15 protein-coding genes are annotated in these 17710 nt (G+C 31.7%); 4 read left to right on the top strand and 11 right to left on the bottom strand.

The window, feature by feature from the left end:
- Window positions 1-23: 23 nt before the first annotated feature.
- From clpB to ACFWUA_RS04400, 6 genes are all read right to left on the bottom strand, one after another.
- Entirely contained in the window at window positions 24-2606 is a 2583-nt protein-coding gene (gene clpB / locus ACFWUA_RS04375) for an ATP-dependent chaperone ClpB (RefSeq protein WP_416198943.1), read from the bottom strand.
- An 11-nt stretch (window positions 2607-2617) separates the two neighbouring features.
- Entirely contained in the window at window positions 2618-3577 is a 960-nt protein-coding gene (locus tag ACFWUA_RS04380) for a DnaJ C-terminal domain-containing protein (RefSeq protein ID WP_416198944.1), read from the bottom strand.
- A gap of 200 nt (window positions 3578-3777) precedes the next feature.
- Window positions 3778-4047, bottom strand: coding sequence for a metal-sensing transcriptional repressor (locus ACFWUA_RS04385; protein ID WP_416199171.1), 270 nt, complete (start codon window positions 4045-4047; stop codon window positions 3778-3780).
- An 18-nt stretch (window positions 4048-4065) separates the two neighbouring features.
- Window positions 4066-4272, bottom strand: coding sequence for a heavy-metal-associated domain-containing protein (locus ACFWUA_RS04390; RefSeq protein WP_416198945.1), 207 nt, complete (start codon window positions 4270-4272; stop codon window positions 4066-4068).
- 22 nt (window positions 4273-4294) lie between these two features.
- Window positions 4295-6457 (bottom strand): heavy metal translocating P-type ATPase, encoded by a 2163-nt coding sequence (locus ACFWUA_RS04395; RefSeq protein WP_416198946.1) that lies wholly within the window; start codon window positions 6455-6457, stop codon window positions 4295-4297.
- A 293-nt stretch (window positions 6458-6750) separates the two neighbouring features.
- Entirely contained in the window at window positions 6751-7557 is an 807-nt protein-coding gene (locus ACFWUA_RS04400; RefSeq protein ID WP_416198947.1) for a hypothetical protein, read from the bottom strand.
- Between the two features lie 257 nt (window positions 7558-7814).
- On the opposite strand from ACFWUA_RS04400, the gene ACFWUA_RS04405 reads away from it, so the two are divergent.
- From ACFWUA_RS04405 to ACFWUA_RS04420, 4 genes are all read left to right on the top strand, one after another.
- Window positions 7815-8039, top strand: a complete 225-nt coding sequence (locus ACFWUA_RS04405; RefSeq protein ID WP_416198948.1) for a FeoA family protein — start codon at window positions 7815-7817, stop codon at window positions 8037-8039.
- Between the two features lie 17 nt (window positions 8040-8056).
- Entirely contained in the window at window positions 8057-10066 is a 2010-nt protein-coding gene (gene feoB, locus ACFWUA_RS04410) for a ferrous iron transport protein B (RefSeq protein ID WP_416198949.1), read from the top strand.
- 15 nt (window positions 10067-10081) lie between these two features.
- Complete coding sequence (locus ACFWUA_RS04415; protein WP_416198950.1) at window positions 10082-10336, top strand: FeoC-like transcriptional regulator; 255 nt, start codon at window positions 10082-10084, stop codon at window positions 10334-10336.
- Between the two features lie 471 nt (window positions 10337-10807).
- Window positions 10808-12262: a nicotinate phosphoribosyltransferase gene (locus tag ACFWUA_RS04420; protein WP_416198951.1), complete on the top strand. Its 1455-nt coding sequence runs from the start codon at window positions 10808-10810 to the stop codon at window positions 12260-12262.
- Window positions 12263-12283: 21 nt separating this feature from the next.
- On the opposite strand, the gene ACFWUA_RS04425 is transcribed toward ACFWUA_RS04420, so the two are convergent.
- From ACFWUA_RS04425 to ACFWUA_RS04445, 5 genes are all read right to left on the bottom strand, one after another.
- On the bottom strand, window positions 12284-13501 hold the full coding sequence (locus ACFWUA_RS04425; RefSeq protein ID WP_416198952.1) for a hypothetical protein: 1218 nt from the start codon (window positions 13499-13501) through the stop codon (window positions 12284-12286).
- Complete coding sequence (locus ACFWUA_RS04430; RefSeq protein ID WP_416198953.1) at window positions 13502-14614, bottom strand: DUF58 domain-containing protein; 1113 nt, start codon at window positions 14612-14614, stop codon at window positions 13502-13504.
- Between the two features lie 2 nt (window positions 14615-14616).
- A complete protein-coding gene (locus ACFWUA_RS04435; protein ID WP_416198954.1) occupies window positions 14617-15561 on the bottom strand; it encodes an AAA family ATPase in 945 nt (314 codons plus the stop codon).
- Between the two features lie 132 nt (window positions 15562-15693).
- A complete protein-coding gene (locus tag ACFWUA_RS04440; protein ID WP_416198955.1) occupies window positions 15694-16308 on the bottom strand; it encodes a V-type ATP synthase subunit D in 615 nt (204 codons plus the stop codon).
- Between the two features lie 8 nt (window positions 16309-16316).
- On the bottom strand, window positions 16317-17696 hold the full coding sequence (locus ACFWUA_RS04445) for a V-type ATP synthase subunit B (RefSeq protein ID WP_416198956.1): 1380 nt from the start codon (window positions 17694-17696) through the stop codon (window positions 16317-16319).
- Window positions 17697-17710 lie beyond the last annotated feature (14 nt).

Raw genomic sequence — 17710 nt, forward strand, 5'->3', positions numbered from 1 at the left:
AACTAGGGACTTTTATTTTGTCTTTATTCCACTTTGAAACTTAAACTTCCATTTTCTACATCTATCACTACATTGTCTTTGTCTTTAACTTTTCCACTTATGAGTAGCTTCCCAAGTTGAGTTTCTATCTCTCTTTGAAGGAATCTCTTTACTGGTCTTGCTCCATATTGAATTGAATAAGCTCTGTCTAAAACAAATTCTTTAGCTTTATCTGTAAGAACTATAGATATTTCCCTATCTTCAAGTTTGGATTTGATATCCTCAATTTGTAAATCTATAATGCGGAATACCTCTTCTTTCTTAAGTGGTTTAAACATGACTATTTCATCTATACGATTCAAAAATTCTGGCTTAAAAGTTCTTCTCATTTCTTCCATGACTCTTTCTCTTGCAGCTTCGCTTATAGTGCCATCTTCTTCTACACCATCTAGTAGATAAGAAGATCCTAAGTTAGATGTCATAATAATAACTGTGTTTTTAAAATCTACAGTTCTTCCCTGGTTATCTGTAAGTCTTCCATCATCTAGTACTTGAAGTAAAATATTAAATACATCTGGATGAGCCTTTTCTATTTCATCAAATAATATTACAGAATAAGGCTTTCTTCTTACAGCTTCTGTAAGCTGTCCTCCTTCATCATATCCTACATATCCTGGTGGTGCTCCAATAAGTCTAGATACTGAAAATTTCTCCATATATTCAGACATATCTATTCGTATCATATTTCTTTCATCATCAAATAAGGCTTCTGTCAAAGTTTTAGCCAATTCAGTTTTCCCAACTCCTGTAGGTCCTAGAAATATAAAAGAACCAACAGGTCTATTTAGAGATTTAAGTCCAGCCCTTGCTCTGATGACTGCATCCACTACACTTTGAACCGCTTCATCTTGACCTATAACTCTCTTGTGAAGTATTTCATCTAAATGAAGAAGTTTTTCCCTTTCACTTTCTACAAGCTTAGTCACTGGTATACCTGTCCATTTTGATACTACTTCAGCTATTTCTTCTTCTGTGACTTCTTCCTTGAGCATTCTGTCTTGGCCTTCATTTAGAGCCTTTGCTTCTTCTAGTTTTTTCATGAGTTCTGGAAGCTTTCCATATTTAAGCTGTGACAATTTTTCCAAATCATATCTTCTTTCTGCTTCTTCTATTTCATGTTTAGTAAAATCTATCTCTTCTTTTATTTCTTTTACTCTTCTTATATTCTTCTTTTCCTCTTCCCATTTAGCCTTTTTTAGCTCATATCTTTCTCTTAATTCTGACAATTCTTTTTCTAACTTTTCAAGTCTTTTTGCAGATGCTTCATCAGTTTCTTTCTTTAGGGCTTCCCTTTCAATTTCAAGTTGCATGATTTTTCGCCTTATTTCATCTAGTTCTACAGGCATACTATCTATTTCTGTCCTCATCATAGCAGAAGCTTCATCCATTAAATCTATAGCTTTATCTGGCAAAAATCTATCGCTTATATATCTATCTGAAAGAGTAGCACAAGCTATAACAGCACTATCTGAAATACGAATACCATGATGAATTTCATATTTTTCCTTTAATCCCCTGAGTATAGCAATAGTATCTTCTACATCTGGTTCGCTAACTAATACTTTTTGAAATCTTCTCTCTAGTGCTGGATCTTTCTCAATATACTGTCTATACTCATCCAATGTAGTAGCTCCTATACAGTGAAGCTCTCCTCTTGCAAGCATTGGCTTCAATAGATTTGAAGCATCCATAGCTCCTTCTGCCTTTCCTGCTCCTACTATATTGTGAATTTCATCTATAAACATGATTATACGTCCATCGGATTTCTCTATTTCCTTTAAAACTGCTTTAAGTCTTTCTTCAAATTCACCTCTAAACTTTGCTCCGGCTATCAATGCTCCCATATCTAGTGAAAATATTGTCTTATCCTTTAGTCCTTCTGGAACATCTCCATTAACTATTCTCTGAGCAAGACCTTCTACTATAGCTGTTTTACCAACTCCTGGTTCTCCTATAAGAACTGGATTGTTTTTAGTTCTTCTAGAAAGAATTCTTATGACATTTCGTATCTCCTCATCTCTTCCTATAACTGGATCAAGCTTTCCACTTCTTGCCTCATCCACTAAATCTCGTCCATATTTTTTTAGTACATTGTAGGTGCCTTCTGGATTGTCAGAATTTATATTTTGATTTCCTCTCACCTTTCTTAAAACATCCATAAATCTTTCAAGATTTATATTATGTTTTTGTAGTATTCTTTCAGAAGATATTCCCCTTTCTTTTAACAATGCTATAAATAAATGTTCAACTCCTATATATTCATCATTCATTTTTTTAGCTTCATCTTCAGCTTTTAAAAGTATCTTTGTATATGTTCTGCTATTGTAAAGAGAACCTCCTCCCAATTGTTTAGGAAGCCTTTCTACTTCCCTTTCCACATCATTTCTAACTAATTCACTCTTTTCTCCCATCAAGTTTATGAGTTTTGGAATAAGTCCTTCATCATCCTCCATGAGAGCTAAAAACAAATGTAAATCATCTACTTGTGGATTTTCATATTTTATAGCTAATTCTTGAGATCTTTGTATAGCTTCTTGACTTTTTTGAGTAAACTTTTCAATATTCATATTTTTCCCCCCTATTCTCTAGGATTGTATTTTGAAATATCCTTTAATTTTTCATAAAGTTTTTTCTCTTCTCTACTCAAATGAGGAGGATTGACTATAACTATTTCTATATACAAATCCCCTTCATTTCCTTTCATATCTCTATATCCTTTTCTAGGTACTCTTATCTTTTGGCCACCTTCTATGCCTTTAGGCACTTTTACTTTTATTTTACCTGAAGGTGTCTCAACCAAAACCTCAGTTCCAAAGACTGCTTCCCAAGGAAGCAATTTTACCTTTGTAAATAAATTTAGTCCCTCTAGTTTATATTTAGGATTATCTAGTATATTTACCTTTATATATAAATCTCCTGCAATTCCTATACTACTTCCCTTGATTTTTATTTTTTTCCCAGGAAGAATTCCTTTTGGAATTTTCACAGATACTCTTTTTATTTCATTCCCTGTTCTAATTGACACTTCTTTTGTAGTTCCATTGTAAGCTTCATCCAATGTAATATTTATTTCACTTTCAATCTTTCTAGATGGCTTTTCATAAGTTTCCCTTTTTCTTCCTCTGCCAAAGAGATCTCCTATATCAAAGCCATTACCTTTAAATGATTGATTCTCAAAATCTCCTCCACCAAAAAACATATTGAAGAAGTCACTAAATCCTCCAAAATCTCCACTGGTAGTATAGGTATAGGTAAATCCTTTCCCAAAATCATCAAAGCCAAACTGGGAAGGATCAAAATTTTGTCCATTTCTAAAATTGTAACTATTCCCAAAAGCATCATATTTTTTTCTCTTTTCCTCATCCCCAAGAACTTCATAAGCTTCATTTATTTCCTTAAACTTTTCCTGTGCACTTTCATTTCCACTATTTAAATCTGGATGATATTTCTTTGCAAGTTTTCTATATGCACTTTTGATCTCATCCTGAGTTGCATTTTTATCAACACCCAATATTTCATAATAATCTTTATACTCCATTTTCACATCCTCCTTTATACTGGAGTGATACTTAATAATACTTTATATTAACTTTAAGTTAAACTCCAACTTTAACTCAAATTAAACTTTGACTTTCTTTGACCTTCAATAATATTATAAATTCTTTTTGAACAAAAATCAATACCTATATGAAAAAATAGGAAAAGTATTTATAAATACCCTTCCTATTTATTTTGCTCTTATTTTATATATTTATCTATTATATTAATTATCTCGTCAATTTTTTCGTCTCCTTGAGTTTCGCCTTCAAGTATAGCAGTTCTCACACAGTGTTTAAGGTGTTGATCTAATATATTTAAATTAGCCTTTTGAAGTATACCTATGACAGACAATATTTGTGTAGAAATATCTACACAGTATCTATCATCTTCTATCATTTTAATTATGCCATCTATCTGTCCTCTAGCAGTTTTTAAAAGTATCATGGCCTTTTTCTTTTCTTCATTCATCATAAAAAATCACCACTTCTATTTTATTTCTACCACTTTGTAACCTTCTTCTTCTATTGCCTCTCTTAATTTATCATCAATCAATTTTTCACCTTCAACCACAGCTTTTTTCTCTTCTAAACTTACTTCTACTTTTGAAACTTCATTTAATCCTTTCAATGCATTTTCTACTGCTTTTGTACAGTGATTGCATGACATTCCTTCAATCATTATAGTTTTTTTCATACTATCAATCCTTCCTTTCATTTTATTCTTTGAAATTTTTAAGTCTTAAAGAGTTGCTAACTACAGATACAGAGCTAAAGGCCATAGCAGCTCCTGCTATCATAGGATTTAAAAATCCTAGAGCCGCAAAAGGAATACCTATAGAATTGTAAAAGAAAGCCCAAAACAAATTTTGCTTTATAGTTCTCATAGTTCTTTTACTTAATTTTATAGCTGTAACTATGCCCATTAAATCTCCACTCATAAGAGTTATATCCGCAGCTTCTATAGCCACATCAGTTCCTGTTCCTATGGCAAATCCTATGTCAGCTGCCACAAGAGCTGGTGCATCATTTATGCCATCTCCAACCATTCCAACTTTCTTTCCTGTACTTTTTATACTTTCTACTACCTCTGCCTTGTTTTCAGGGAGAACTTCTGCAAATACATTTTCAATTCCAACTTCACTTGCTATAGCTCTTGCTGTTCTTTCATTGTCTCCAGTAATCATATATATAGACAGTCCCATATCCTTTAGCTCACTAATTGCCTTTTTTGAATTATCCTTTAATTTATCTGCCACAGCTATGATTCCCTCTATCTTTCCATCTACAGCTAATAGCATTGCAGTTTTGCCTTCATCTTCTAGTCTTAGAAGTTCATTTTCTTGAATAGCTATATTTATAGAGTTTTCCTCCATAAGTTTTTTGTTTCCTAAATATATATCTTTCCCTTCTATGATTGCATGAATTCCCTTTCCTGGTATAGCAAGAAAATTCTCTGCTTCTTTTAATATCAAATTTTTTTCTTTAGCTCTATTAACTATTGCTTGACCTAAAGGGTGCTCAGAATTTTTCTCAGAAATAGCTGCCAATTTAAGAATGTCTTCTTTATTTTCACCAAAAGAGATTATATCTGTAACTTCTGGTTCTCCTTTAGTCAAAGTGCCAGTTTTATCGAAAACTATAGTATCTAATTCTTGAGTTCTTTCTAGATATTCTCCCCCTTTTATGAGAATTCCCTTTTCTGCTCCCTTTCCTGTCCCCACCATAATAGCTGTAGGTGTAGCTAATCCCAATGCACATGGACACGCTATAACTAATACCGCCACGGCACTTAGGAGAGCATGACTAAAATCTCCTCTGACAAAATACCATATAAGAAATGTCCCCAATGCTATAAAAAGTACCGTTGGTACAAATATACTTGAAATCCTGTCTGCAAGTCTTTGGACTGGAGCTTTAGAACCTTGAGCATCTTCTACTAGTTTTATTATTTGAGCAAGAGCTGTATCATTTCCTACTTTTTTAGCTTCAAATTTAAATGTACCATATTTATTTATAGTAGCACCTATAACTTCATCTCCTACACCTTTATCTACTGGAATACTTTCTCCTGTAAGCATTGATTCATCTATAGAAGAACTTCCTTCAACTATTATTCCATCTACAGGAATTTTTTCACCAGGTCTTACTACAACAATATCTCCAACTTCTACATCTTCTATAGGAATATCAACTTCTACGCCATCCTTTAGTACTCTTGCTACTTTTGGTTGCAATTTCATCAATTTCTTTATGGCTTCAGAGGTTTTCCCTTTAGCCACTGCCTCAAAAGTTTTCCCTAGAAGTATCAATGTAATGATCATAGCGGAAGATTCAAAATAATATTCTTCTACTCCTGAAAGCAAATTATATACACTATAGAAATAGGCCGCACTAGTACCCATAGCAACAAGCACATCCATATTGGCTCCTCCACCTCTTATAGAGTTGAAAGCTCCTTTGTAAAATTTAAGGCCAGCTGTGAACTGCACTATTGTAGCTAAAACCAATTGAAAATAACCATTGGAAAGTATAGTATGAACTCCTGCCATATGAAAAAACATAGCTGAAAATAGTGGAATACTTAAAATAGCTGAAAAAATAAAAAGAGTCTTTAAAGTTTTTATCTCTTTTTCTCTTATTTCTTTTTCCTTGTAAGGATTTCTATTTACTTCCACTTCTGCATGATATCCCGCTTTTTCTACAGCTTTTATGAGTTCTTCTGCTCTTAAATCATCAGATGCAGTAAAAACTGTTGCCTTGTTGGTAGTCAAATTTACACTGGCATTCACAACACCTTCCACTTTCTTTAAAGCCCTTTCTACCCTTTGAGAACAAGCAGCACAGCTCATTCCATCTATACGAAGAACTATTTTCCCCAATCTAATTTCACCTCCAATGTACCCCACCCCCTACTGGTGGGTTATATTTATAATAACACTTGTTCTTATTTTTGTAAAGATAACTTTAAATTCATCTAGTTGTTAGGATATAATGGACAAAGGGGGGATTTTATCTATGAAATTTGTTATAATAAATGCTATTCTTATATGGATGCCTGTATTCTTTGCTATATTGACAATAGTACTAATAATATTTGTTATAAAAAAATTTTATAATAAATAAAAAATTGTCTATCTAAATGATAGACAATTTTTCGTAAAGGGGTTTATTCTTATTTTAAGAAAGTTGAATAATCAGCTTCTTTTATATTCCACTTTTCATTTTCATATTTCCAAATTGTGTTTATTCTTGATATAGTATTTGCATGACATGAACCAGATATTTTTTGATATCCCTTCAACTCATATACTCCATCTCCATCCATATCTACAGCATCAATCATAGAAAATGGATCTGTCCATGGTTCAACTTTTTCTAGAAGTTTTCCATCTTTATCATATATTTTTCCTTCTACATACATATCTTTAAAAGCACTTACATCTAAAATTATTTCCTTGTTGTTTTTAGGATCTTTAAGTTCTGCTTTAAATCCATCAACAAATTTCCCAGTAAAATTCAAACCTTGATTATCTTCTTCTTTAAATATTTCTTTAACCTTGTTATCTTTTATAGTTGCTATTCTAGTATTTACTATACCACCACTACCTCCTGTTGATGCAGTAACCATTATATCTGAAACCTTATCTCCTGTAAAATCTCCTAAAAACAATTCACCTTCATATCCACCAAAATCTTTAAATTTTATATCCTTTACTTGATTTTTCTTTCCATCTACTACTTTAACCATTATATTTTTATTGTATATGTCTTCTTTTTTATCTTTTTCTCCTATTAAAAATACAGTGTCTTTTATTTTATCTCCATTTACATCCGCTTGTTTTTGTTCTATAACATATTGTCCTTTAGAAAGAACAAGCCCCTTTCCTTGACCTGCTTTCTTTGGTGCTGCATAGACAATGCTCAAAGAAGAAACAGCCAATACACCTGTTAAAAATAATGTTGTAATTTTTTTATTCATATTCACCACTCCTTAAATATTTTTCCCTGTCCTCTTGAATATATAATATCATCATATTAGTAATACTTGGTTACAAAGCAGTTACAAACCAATTACAAACTAGTATCTATTTACCTTGTTCTAAATGTATAAAAAGTTTTTCACCAAAGCTATTGCTTTTTGTGTCATAATATACTATCATGATATTGATAATGATTATCAGTTTCGATATATTTGAATATTTCTAATATATCTTGCAACATAGGGGAGGAATGGACATGAAAACTAAAGCTTTAACTCATTTAAAACCTGGCGACAGAGGCGTAATAAAAGAAATTGTTGCAGGAAATTGTGCCACTAAACGCCTATATGAAATGGGCTTAAATACAGGAACTGAAGTTAAAGTTGTAAAAAATGATACTGGACCTGTAATAGTTTCCTTATTTGGAAATAAAATTGCTGTAGGTCGTGGATTGGCGGAAAAAATAATGATTGCTATTTGATTTAAGGAGGGACTTTTGTGAATACTTTAGCTTTGGTAGGTAATCCAAATAGTGGTAAAACCACGGTCTTTAATGCTCTTACAGGCTCAAATCAGCATGTAGGCAATTGGCCCGGTGTTACTGTGGAAAAAAAAGAAGGAAAATTTAAATTTAACGGGAAAACATACAATGTAGTAGATTTACCTGGAACTTATAGCCTTGGAGCTTTTTCAGAAGATGAAATAGTTGCAAGGGATTTTATTCTTAAAGGAAATCCAGATGTGGTCATAAATGTAGTGGATGCAACAAATATTGAAAGAAATTTGTATTTAACTACTCAACTATTGGAAATGAAAGCTAAAGTAGTTGTGGCATTAAATATGATAGATGAAGCACAAGAAAGAAATATCAATTTCGATATTGAAGCTCTTTCAAAAGAACTAGGTGTGCCTATTGTTCCAACCATTGCATCTAAAAGAAAAGGTATTGATGAATTGATTAAAATGTCCATTGAATTGATTGATAAAGATATAAAACCTAATGTTAAAATAAGCTATGGAGAAGATATTGACAGAGAAATAAAAAATTTAGAAAGACTTTTAAATAACAAAAATTTTGAATATCCTTCCCAATGGATTGCTATAAAACTTTTAGAAGGAGATAAATATATATATGAGCTATTAAGTAATGATGAATCTTTAAATTCCTCTACTGAATTTAAAGATACTATTGATAGAATAAAAGATAATATAGATGATTATGAGTTGAAAATTGTAGATAAAAGATATGAATTTGTCAACAATGTAGTTAAAAAAGCTGTGAAAAGGCCTAAAGAAGATGTAGAAACCAAAACGGATAAGATAGATAAAATAGTTACAAATAAATGGCTAGGTATTCCTATTTTCGCATTGATTATGCTATTAGTATTTCAATTAACTTTTGCTGTGGGAGAAGATTTGCTTGGAGGACTTATGTCTGAGGCCATGGGTGCTTTGGGCGAAATCATAAAAAACTCCCTTGTTAAAACCAATTCTCCTAAGTGGCTTGTTTCTTTTGTTTCAGAAGGAATTATAGGCGGAGTTGGAGCCGTTTTAGAATTCATACCATTGATAGTAGTCTTATATATGCTTATGGGTATATTGGAAGATAGTGGATATATGGCTAGAGCTGCTTATGTAATGGACAATATCATGAGAGCACTGGGCCTTCAAGGTAAAACTTTTATTTCCATGATAGTAGGTTTTGGCTGCAATGTACCTGGGATCATGGCTACAAGAACTTTAGACAGTAAAAAAGATAGGATGATTGCCACTCTCATAAATCCTTTTATGTCTTGTGGTGCTAGAATTCCCGTTTATTTAGTATTTATTGCTGCCTTTTTCCCTGACAAAGGTGGACTAGTTTTGTTTTTGCTTTATTTTTTGGGAATTCTTGTGGCATTGTTGATGGGCAAAATTTTTAGCAAAACTCTATTTAAAGGTGAAACATCCTATTTTATCATGGAACTTCCCCCTTATAGATTGCCTTCTTTTAGAAATGTATTAAGAAATATGTGGGACAATGTATCAGGATTTCTAAAAAGAGCTGGAACTACTATATTTGCTGTAGTGACAATACTTTGGATTCTAGCAGTTCTACCTCTTGGAGTTGAACCTTATAGCAAAAATAGTATATTAGGACAAATAGGTCTTTTTATAGCGCCTATATTTAAACCCGCTGGATTTGGAACTTGGCAAGCAGCTGTAGGATTGTTTGCAGGATTAGCGGCCAAAGAAGCTGTCATAGCTACTCTAGGCATGGTATATACAGGTGTAGGAGAAGGAGCAGCTCTTATATCCGCAGTACAAAATGCTTTTACTCCTCTGTCCGCTATTTCATTTATGGTCATGACCTTATTGTACACACCTTGTGCAGCTACTATAGCTACTATAAGAAAAGAAACCAATTCAAGCAAGTGGGCTCTCTTTGCTGCCCTATATACTTTTCTAGTGGGATGGATAGGAGCAGTTCTTGTTTACCAAATAGGAACACTATTGGGATTTAGCTAAAAAGGAGCTGATATTATGTTGGTTGAAACATTAAGAGAAATAAAACGTCAGCCTATATTTTCTAAAAAATCTTTAGCTGACAAATTAAACGTAAGTGAAGACATGGTAGGAAATGCTTTAGAACAATTAAAAAGAATGGGTTATCTTGAAGAAGAAAAACCAAGCCATTGTAGTGGAAATTGTAAGTTTTGTAGCTTCAACTGTAGCAGTTCTTCACTCAATACCATGGTTATAACACCAAAAGGAGAAAAACTACTTTCCTCCAATTGATTTTATCGTAGAGAATAGCTATTTAGCTATTCTCTTTTATTTTAAAAATAAAATTTAAAAATATTTGAAAAATTTCGAAAAAAGTCTTTACATTTACTTTAGCATAGTATATAATTAAAGTAAATAGAACTAGTAGATTTATACCAACCATTGTTTGTTCATTCAAATCCAGAATTTGTTTATGTAGTTGGTATAGTTGGTAGTATTTAAGTTTTAAGCATTATGTGCATTTTCAAATGGTTGTAGACTAAAAATAAATTGTAAAAGGGAGAGTTGATAAGAAGTTTGGAAAGTATAGCTTTTGGTTTTTCAAATGGTTGGGATAATTTCTATAGGTTCTATTCTAAATAACAGGTGGCTTCAATAAGACAATATTGGGGTCACCTGTTTATATATATCAATTGTATTGAAATTTTTCACAATTAGAAATATAATGAATGTAACATTATAATTATAAAAGGAGAATTAGCAATGACCAATATTGATTGGAAAGATAAAAAAAACTTGTCCATGCTAGCTGATTTCTATGAATTCACTATGGCAAACGGTTACCTTGAATGTGGAATGAAAGACAGGATTGCTTATTTTGACATGTTTTTCAGAGACATCCCAGATGATGGCGGTTTTGCAATAATGGCTGGAGTAGAACAACTAATTGAATACTTAAAAAACTTAAGATTTGATGAAGATGATATTGAGTACTTTAGAAGCAAAAACATATTTAGTGAAGATTTCCTTGAGTATTTGAAAAATTTTAAGTTTGAATGTGATGTATGGGCTATTCCTGAAGGAACTCCTATTTTCCCTCAAGAACCTATAGTTACAGTGAGAGGGCCAATTATTCAAGCACAAATAATAGAAACCATGGTGCTATTGACTATTAATCACCAAAGTCTTATTGCAACAAAATCTAATAGAATAGTTAGAGCCGCCAATGGAAGAGCTGTAATGGAATTTGGTTCTCGTAGAGCTCAAGGATATGAAGGTGCTATTTTGGGAGCCAGAGCAGCTTATATCGGAGGTTGCGTAGGTACAGCTTGTACTATTGTAGATAGAGATTTTGATGTACCGGCCTTGGGAACTATGGCACATAGTTGGATTCAAGTATTTCCTTCTGAACTAGATGCTTTTAAAGCTTATGCAAGACTTTATCCTGACAATTGTGTATTGTTAGTAGACACATACAATGTATTAAAATCAGGAATTCCAAATGCCATAAAGGCTTTCAATGAAGAGCTCATTCCAAAAGGATTTAGACCAAAGGGAGTTCGTATAGATAGCGGAGATATAGCTTATCTGTCAAAAGAAGCTAGAAAAATGCTAGATGAAGCAGGCTTTGAGGATTGTTCCATTGTAGCCAGCAATGCTCTTGATGAATATGTCATAAGGGATTTACTAAACCAAGGAGCAAAAATAGACTCCTTTGGAGTAGGTGAAAGGCTCATCACAGCTAAATCCGAACCAGTATTTGGTGGAGTATATAAATTGGCCGCCATTGAAGAAAATGGTCAAATTGTACCAAAAATAAAAGTAAGTGAAAATGTAGAAAAAATAACTGTGCCAGGATTCAAACAAGTTCAAAGATTGTATGACAAAAAAACTGGCAAAGCCATTGCCGATGTAGTTACTCTACACGATGAAGAAATTGACAATTCCAAACCCTATGAAATATTTCATCCTCTGTACACATGGAAGAAAAAAACAGTTACAAACTTTTATGCAAGAAAACTATTAGTTCAGATATTTGACAAAGGAGAACCTGTATATACAAGCCCAAATATAAATGAAATAAAAAATTATTGCAATGAACAAATAAATACTTTGTGGGAAGAAGTTACTCGTTTAGAAAGTCCTCATGAATATTTTGTGGATTTGTCCAAGCCTTTGTGGACAATCAAACACAATTTGTTGGAAGAACATAAATAAAGCACCGCAAAGCGGTGCTTTTCATATTTTCTTGTAGTTTTCTTTAAATTCTTTTACTATATCTTTGTTTACTTCTACTTCTCCATATCTCACGTCTATATAAGTGTTTCTCAAACTTTCAAGGGATTCATGAGCATAATGGGCTTCAGCTTTTTTGTTTATTTCCATAGTAGTATCATGACTTTCTATAGCTATATCATCTTTTAAGCATTTGTTTAAAAATTTTCTATAATAATACCTTATGGCTTCTTTTTCATTTTTAGGTCTAAATATCCTAATTCTCTTCTTGTTTTTCTTCTTTTCTCCAATATATTCCTTTTCCTCTATATATTCTTCTTCTATAATATTTTTAGACATATTCCTTTTAAATACTCTCCATATTATATACAATATCAAAGCCATAAATAGTATTTTGAATACCCAGTCTATTATTGCTAAAAATACAGGAGAAATTTCACCTTGATTTGTTTTCATAAACTCTTCTAAGGTTTCCTCAGGAGGTTTTTGTTCTTGCATTTCAAATTTGCCATTCCTTAAAAACTTTTGAAATATCTTTATCAAGAACATAGCTATATATCCTGCACCAATAAAAACCCAATAAAACAATTTAAATATCATATCTATTAAAAAATCATATGTGACTTTCAAACCATGTAATATTGCATTTAAAACTTTCTCTGTACTCAATATAAGGGAAAATGCTACTATAAAAACTGAATATTTTATGTTTTGTCCATTTATTTTTTCCATATCCTTGTTATGCTCTAAATATCTTAAACTTCTAATCAGTATGACTCCAGTCATAAAATATATAATCATGAAAAAACCTGATACTCTATTTATAAAAGAATAAGTCATTGTCACCAAAGATAATGCAATTACGGCAGTGAAAATTCCAATTCCTTTCTTAAAACTTAATTTTACAGAAGAAGATGAAGATAAATCTTTATATTTATATAGATAAAAACCCATGGCAATAGATGTAAGCATTGTGAAATTGGCATTTTTATAAAATATAAGAATTGGCAACATAAGAAGAATGACTGAAAAATAGAATTTCTTCTGTTCTTTTAACTTGCATCCTATATAAGTTACAAATACAGTCCATATATATATAAGCATATAGTTAAAAAGGCCATTAGAATTTCCTACAAGAGTACTATAAGGCAAAAAGTATGTAGTTATGGCAAATACAAAGGAAAAATTCATCATGATTTCTAAAATTTTAAATCCTACCATCTATTTTCTCCTCACATATTTGATAATAGATTCACTTAAACAATCTAAATTTTCTTCTTCTAAAGAAATTAAAATCAAACTATTTACTTGTCTACTGAAGTTTTCTATTGGCTCTATATATGATTTAAATACTCTCGGGGTAACAATTACATAAGTAGTGTACTTTTCACTTCTATTCATGATATTTTCAATGAGTTCTTCTAAGGGTACTGTTATGCTGTAAGAAACCCTACCTAGCATTTCCAACAAATATTCCAAATGGCTTGAGCCTACTCCTGGATATGTTATATTTTCTCCATTATAAAAACCATATATTTGAGAATTTGTAGTAAATCCATAAGGTATTTTTGCCTCTTCGATTTCTTCAAGTATCCCTCTAGATAGTGATATGCACTCTTCTATGCTTTCTTTATCTATAAAAGACCAGAAAGGTTTATGCGATTCTATATTTAAAATAAACACTAAACTATTATCTGTAGTAAAATCAAAATTTTTAACCATGAGTTTTCCATATCTAATGGATGAATTCCAGTGAATATGTTTTTGAGGTTCTCTTCCAGTGTATTCCCTAATTCCTAGAGTCATCAATGGGTCATCAATTATCCATCTTCTAACAGAAACATCTCCCATATAGTTCCCATAGGGAACCAAAGAGTCCTCCAAATAAAGAGGTTTTGGAAGGACAACCAATTCCTGCAGATATTCAATTTCTTTGTCTATACTTTCAAAACCTATAAAATCCCCTAAAGATAAAGAGACATTTCTAAACATATATACACCACGCTGTTTTGATAGCATGGTATAAGTCTTTTTTACTCTTTGATAAGGCATAAGAAAAAAGTCTACTGTATGAACTACATATCCAGGTGTTTCTGTAGAATTGGTCTTAAATTTAAAGTGGAAACTATCGGGAAACCTTTCATTTACTTGTAAAAACGTAACTGGAAGTCTCTTGTTATTTTCTAATATTGTAGTTATATAAAACTCTTCATCTATTTCTACATTTTTCTTGGATATTTCTCTTTTATAATTAATTTTGTTAAATCCATATTTTATAGTTAATTTATTTAATGAAAAAGTCAAGACTACCAATATAATATAAAACCAGATCATAGCTAAATCTCCTCTGTAGGAACATTTATCTTTTCAAGTATATCCTTTATCACTTTTTCTCCATCTTCCATTTTACTTATGCCTTTTACAAGTATTCTATGATTGAATACGTGAGGTGCCATTTTCTTTATATCTTCTGGAATTATATAGTCCCTACCATTTATTGCTGCATAGGATTGACAAGCTTTGTATAGTGCTATTGTTCCCCTTGGGCTTACACCAAGCTGAATTTTTATATCATTTCTAGTAGCCTCTACTATATCCATGATATAATTTAAGACATCTTCTGAAATAGTTACTTTGCTATAATTTTCTAAAACATATTCTAGCTCTTCTTCTTGAATTACTTTGGAAAGACTATCTACAATATTAAAGGAAGTATTTTTATGTATAATCTTCTTTTCTTCTTCTCTAGTAGGATATCCCATATTTATTCTCATAAAAAATCTGTCCAATTGAGCTTCTGGAAGTGGAAAAGTTCCATAAGATTCTACTGGATTTTGAGTAGCCAATACCATAAAAGGAATATTTAATCTTCTAGTTTCGCCATCTACTGTTATTTGCTTTTCCTCCATGGCCTCTAGCAAACTTGACTGAGTTCTTGGAGTTGCTCTGTTTATCTCATCCGCCAATACTATATTTGCAAACAATGGACCTTCTCTGTATTCAAATTCATTTATCTTTTGATTGTAAAAATTTATCCCTGTAAGATCTGATGGAAGCAAATCTGGAGTAAATTGAATTCTCTTGAAAGGTAATCCCAATGTCCTTGAAAAAGACTTGACAAGCATGGTCTTTCCCACTCCAGGAATATCTTCCAATAGTACATGACCTCCCGATATAAAAGAGACTATCAAAAGTTCAATGACATCACTTTTCCCTACTATTACTTTTGAAACATTTTCTATTATCTTTTCTTTAAAATCTACAAAAATACTCGTGTCCATGCAATCACCTCTAAATACAATAATATATATTAATTCGACAAAAGAAAATTTTTACCTTTATATATTTATTAAATTATCTTAATATTCTAAATACAAAAAAATTAACAAAAATAAGGCTACAATTTGCTAGCCTTATTTTTTGCCCTTTACTCTTTTTAGTCTAAAGAAATCTTCCCGTTCTTTTTCTTCCAATACTTCTTGTATGGATTTTATCTCTCTTGTATATTTAGGAATTTGAATTTTCTCCAAAGCATTGGCTCTTTTTTGAGTCTTTTTTATTTCCATAGCTAATTTATAAATAGAGTTTTCTATTTCCGCCAATTTATAAACTAAATATCTTATTTTTATAAAATTTAGTACTGCCATATCAAATGTTGGATTTGTTCTAAAAAATCCATACTCCGCAGAAAATGGCCTCTCTTCATATTTTATATAAGGTATTTCAACCCCCATAACACTTTTAAATAAAATCTCAAATTCCTCTTCTTTCCCCAATGACATAGCTATTTCTTCAATGTTTTCTGAGCCCATAGTTATATTAGCATATTTAAGTTTTTCATATGCCTCTTTGAAACCTTCATTTATTTCTTCTTCTATTTTATTAGCTTCATCAATTAAAGCCATCATTTCTCTTATAAGAACAGTCCTCTTTTTGTCCAAAAGATCATACCCTTTTTTAGAAAATTCAAGAGAACTTTTAGCTTTCATCAAATTAGCTTTTGTTGGAGTCATTTTATATACAGCCATAAAATCACCTATTTCCCTAGATACTCTTCTATCAATTTCGAATCTAATCTATCCAATTCTTCTTTAGGAAGTATTTTAAGGATTTCCCATCCTAAATTTAAAGTATCTAATATATCTCTATTTTCATTAAATCCTTGAGTTATAAATACTTCTTCAAATTGCCTTCCAAACTCTAGGTATTTTTTGTCATTATCTGACAAGTCATCTTCTCCTATTATTTGTGCAAGAGCCCTTACTTCTTGAACTTTTGAATAAGATGAAAAAAGTTGATTTGCCACATCTGGATGATCTTTTCTTGTAAATCCTTCTCCTATTCCATCTTTCATAAGTCTTGAAAGTGAAGGTAGTACATTTATAGGTGGATAAATATTTTTTTGATACAATTCTCTTGAAAGAACTATTTGCCCTTCTGTTATATATCCTGTCAAATCTGGTATAGGATGAGTAATATCATCATTTGGCATAGTAAGAATTGGTATGAGAGTTATAGATCCTTCTTTGTTTTTTAACATCCCAGCTCTTTCATATAAACTAGCCAAATCTGAATATAGATATCCAGGATATCCCCTTCTACTTGGAACTTCTTCTCTTAAAGATGAAATTTCCCTTAAAGCTTCTCCATAGCTTGTAATATCCGTCATTATGACTAATACATGCATGTTTTTTTCAAATGCTAAATATTCAGCAGCAGTCAGTGCACATCTAGGTGAAATAATTCTTTCCATTATGGGATCATCCGCATAGTTTACATACATGACAACTCTATCTAAAACATGAGATTTTTCAAATGTATCTCTAAAAAAATGAGCCTCATCATGTTTAACACCCATAGCAGCAAATACTATACAAAAATTTGTCTTTTCCCCATCTTTAGATTTTATTTTTGCATATCTTACAATTTGTGCTGCCAATTCATTGTGTGGAAGCCCACTTGCTGAAAATATAGGCAATTTTTGTCCTCGTATCAATGTTATAAGACCATCTATAGACGAAATCCCTGTTTGTATATAATCTCTTGGATATTCCCTTGCTACAGGATTTATTGGCCTCCCATTTATGTTGAAAGTCTCCTTTGAATATATTTCTCCTCCACCATCAATAGGCTTTCCAACTCCATTAAAAGTTCTACCTAAAATATCTTTAGACAAAGGTATTTCAAAAGGTTTCCCTTGAAAACGAACCTTAGTGCCATGAGTAGACATCCCTACAGTAGAACCAAAAACTTGAATTATAACTCTTTCATTTTCAATTTTTATAACTCTTCCTAATTTCTTATCTCCTCTTTCATCTTCTACTTCTACTATTTCCCCATAACGAGCATCATGAATGTTTGAAAGCTCAACTATTGCTCCCTCTATTTTATCTAGCTGTAAATACTCTTTTCTCATATATATCTACCTCT

Source organism: Sporanaerobacter sp. (assembly GCF_047830725.1).
In the GTDB taxonomy this organism is placed as follows: Bacteria; Bacillota; Clostridia; order Tissierellales; family Sporanaerobacteraceae; genus Sporanaerobacter.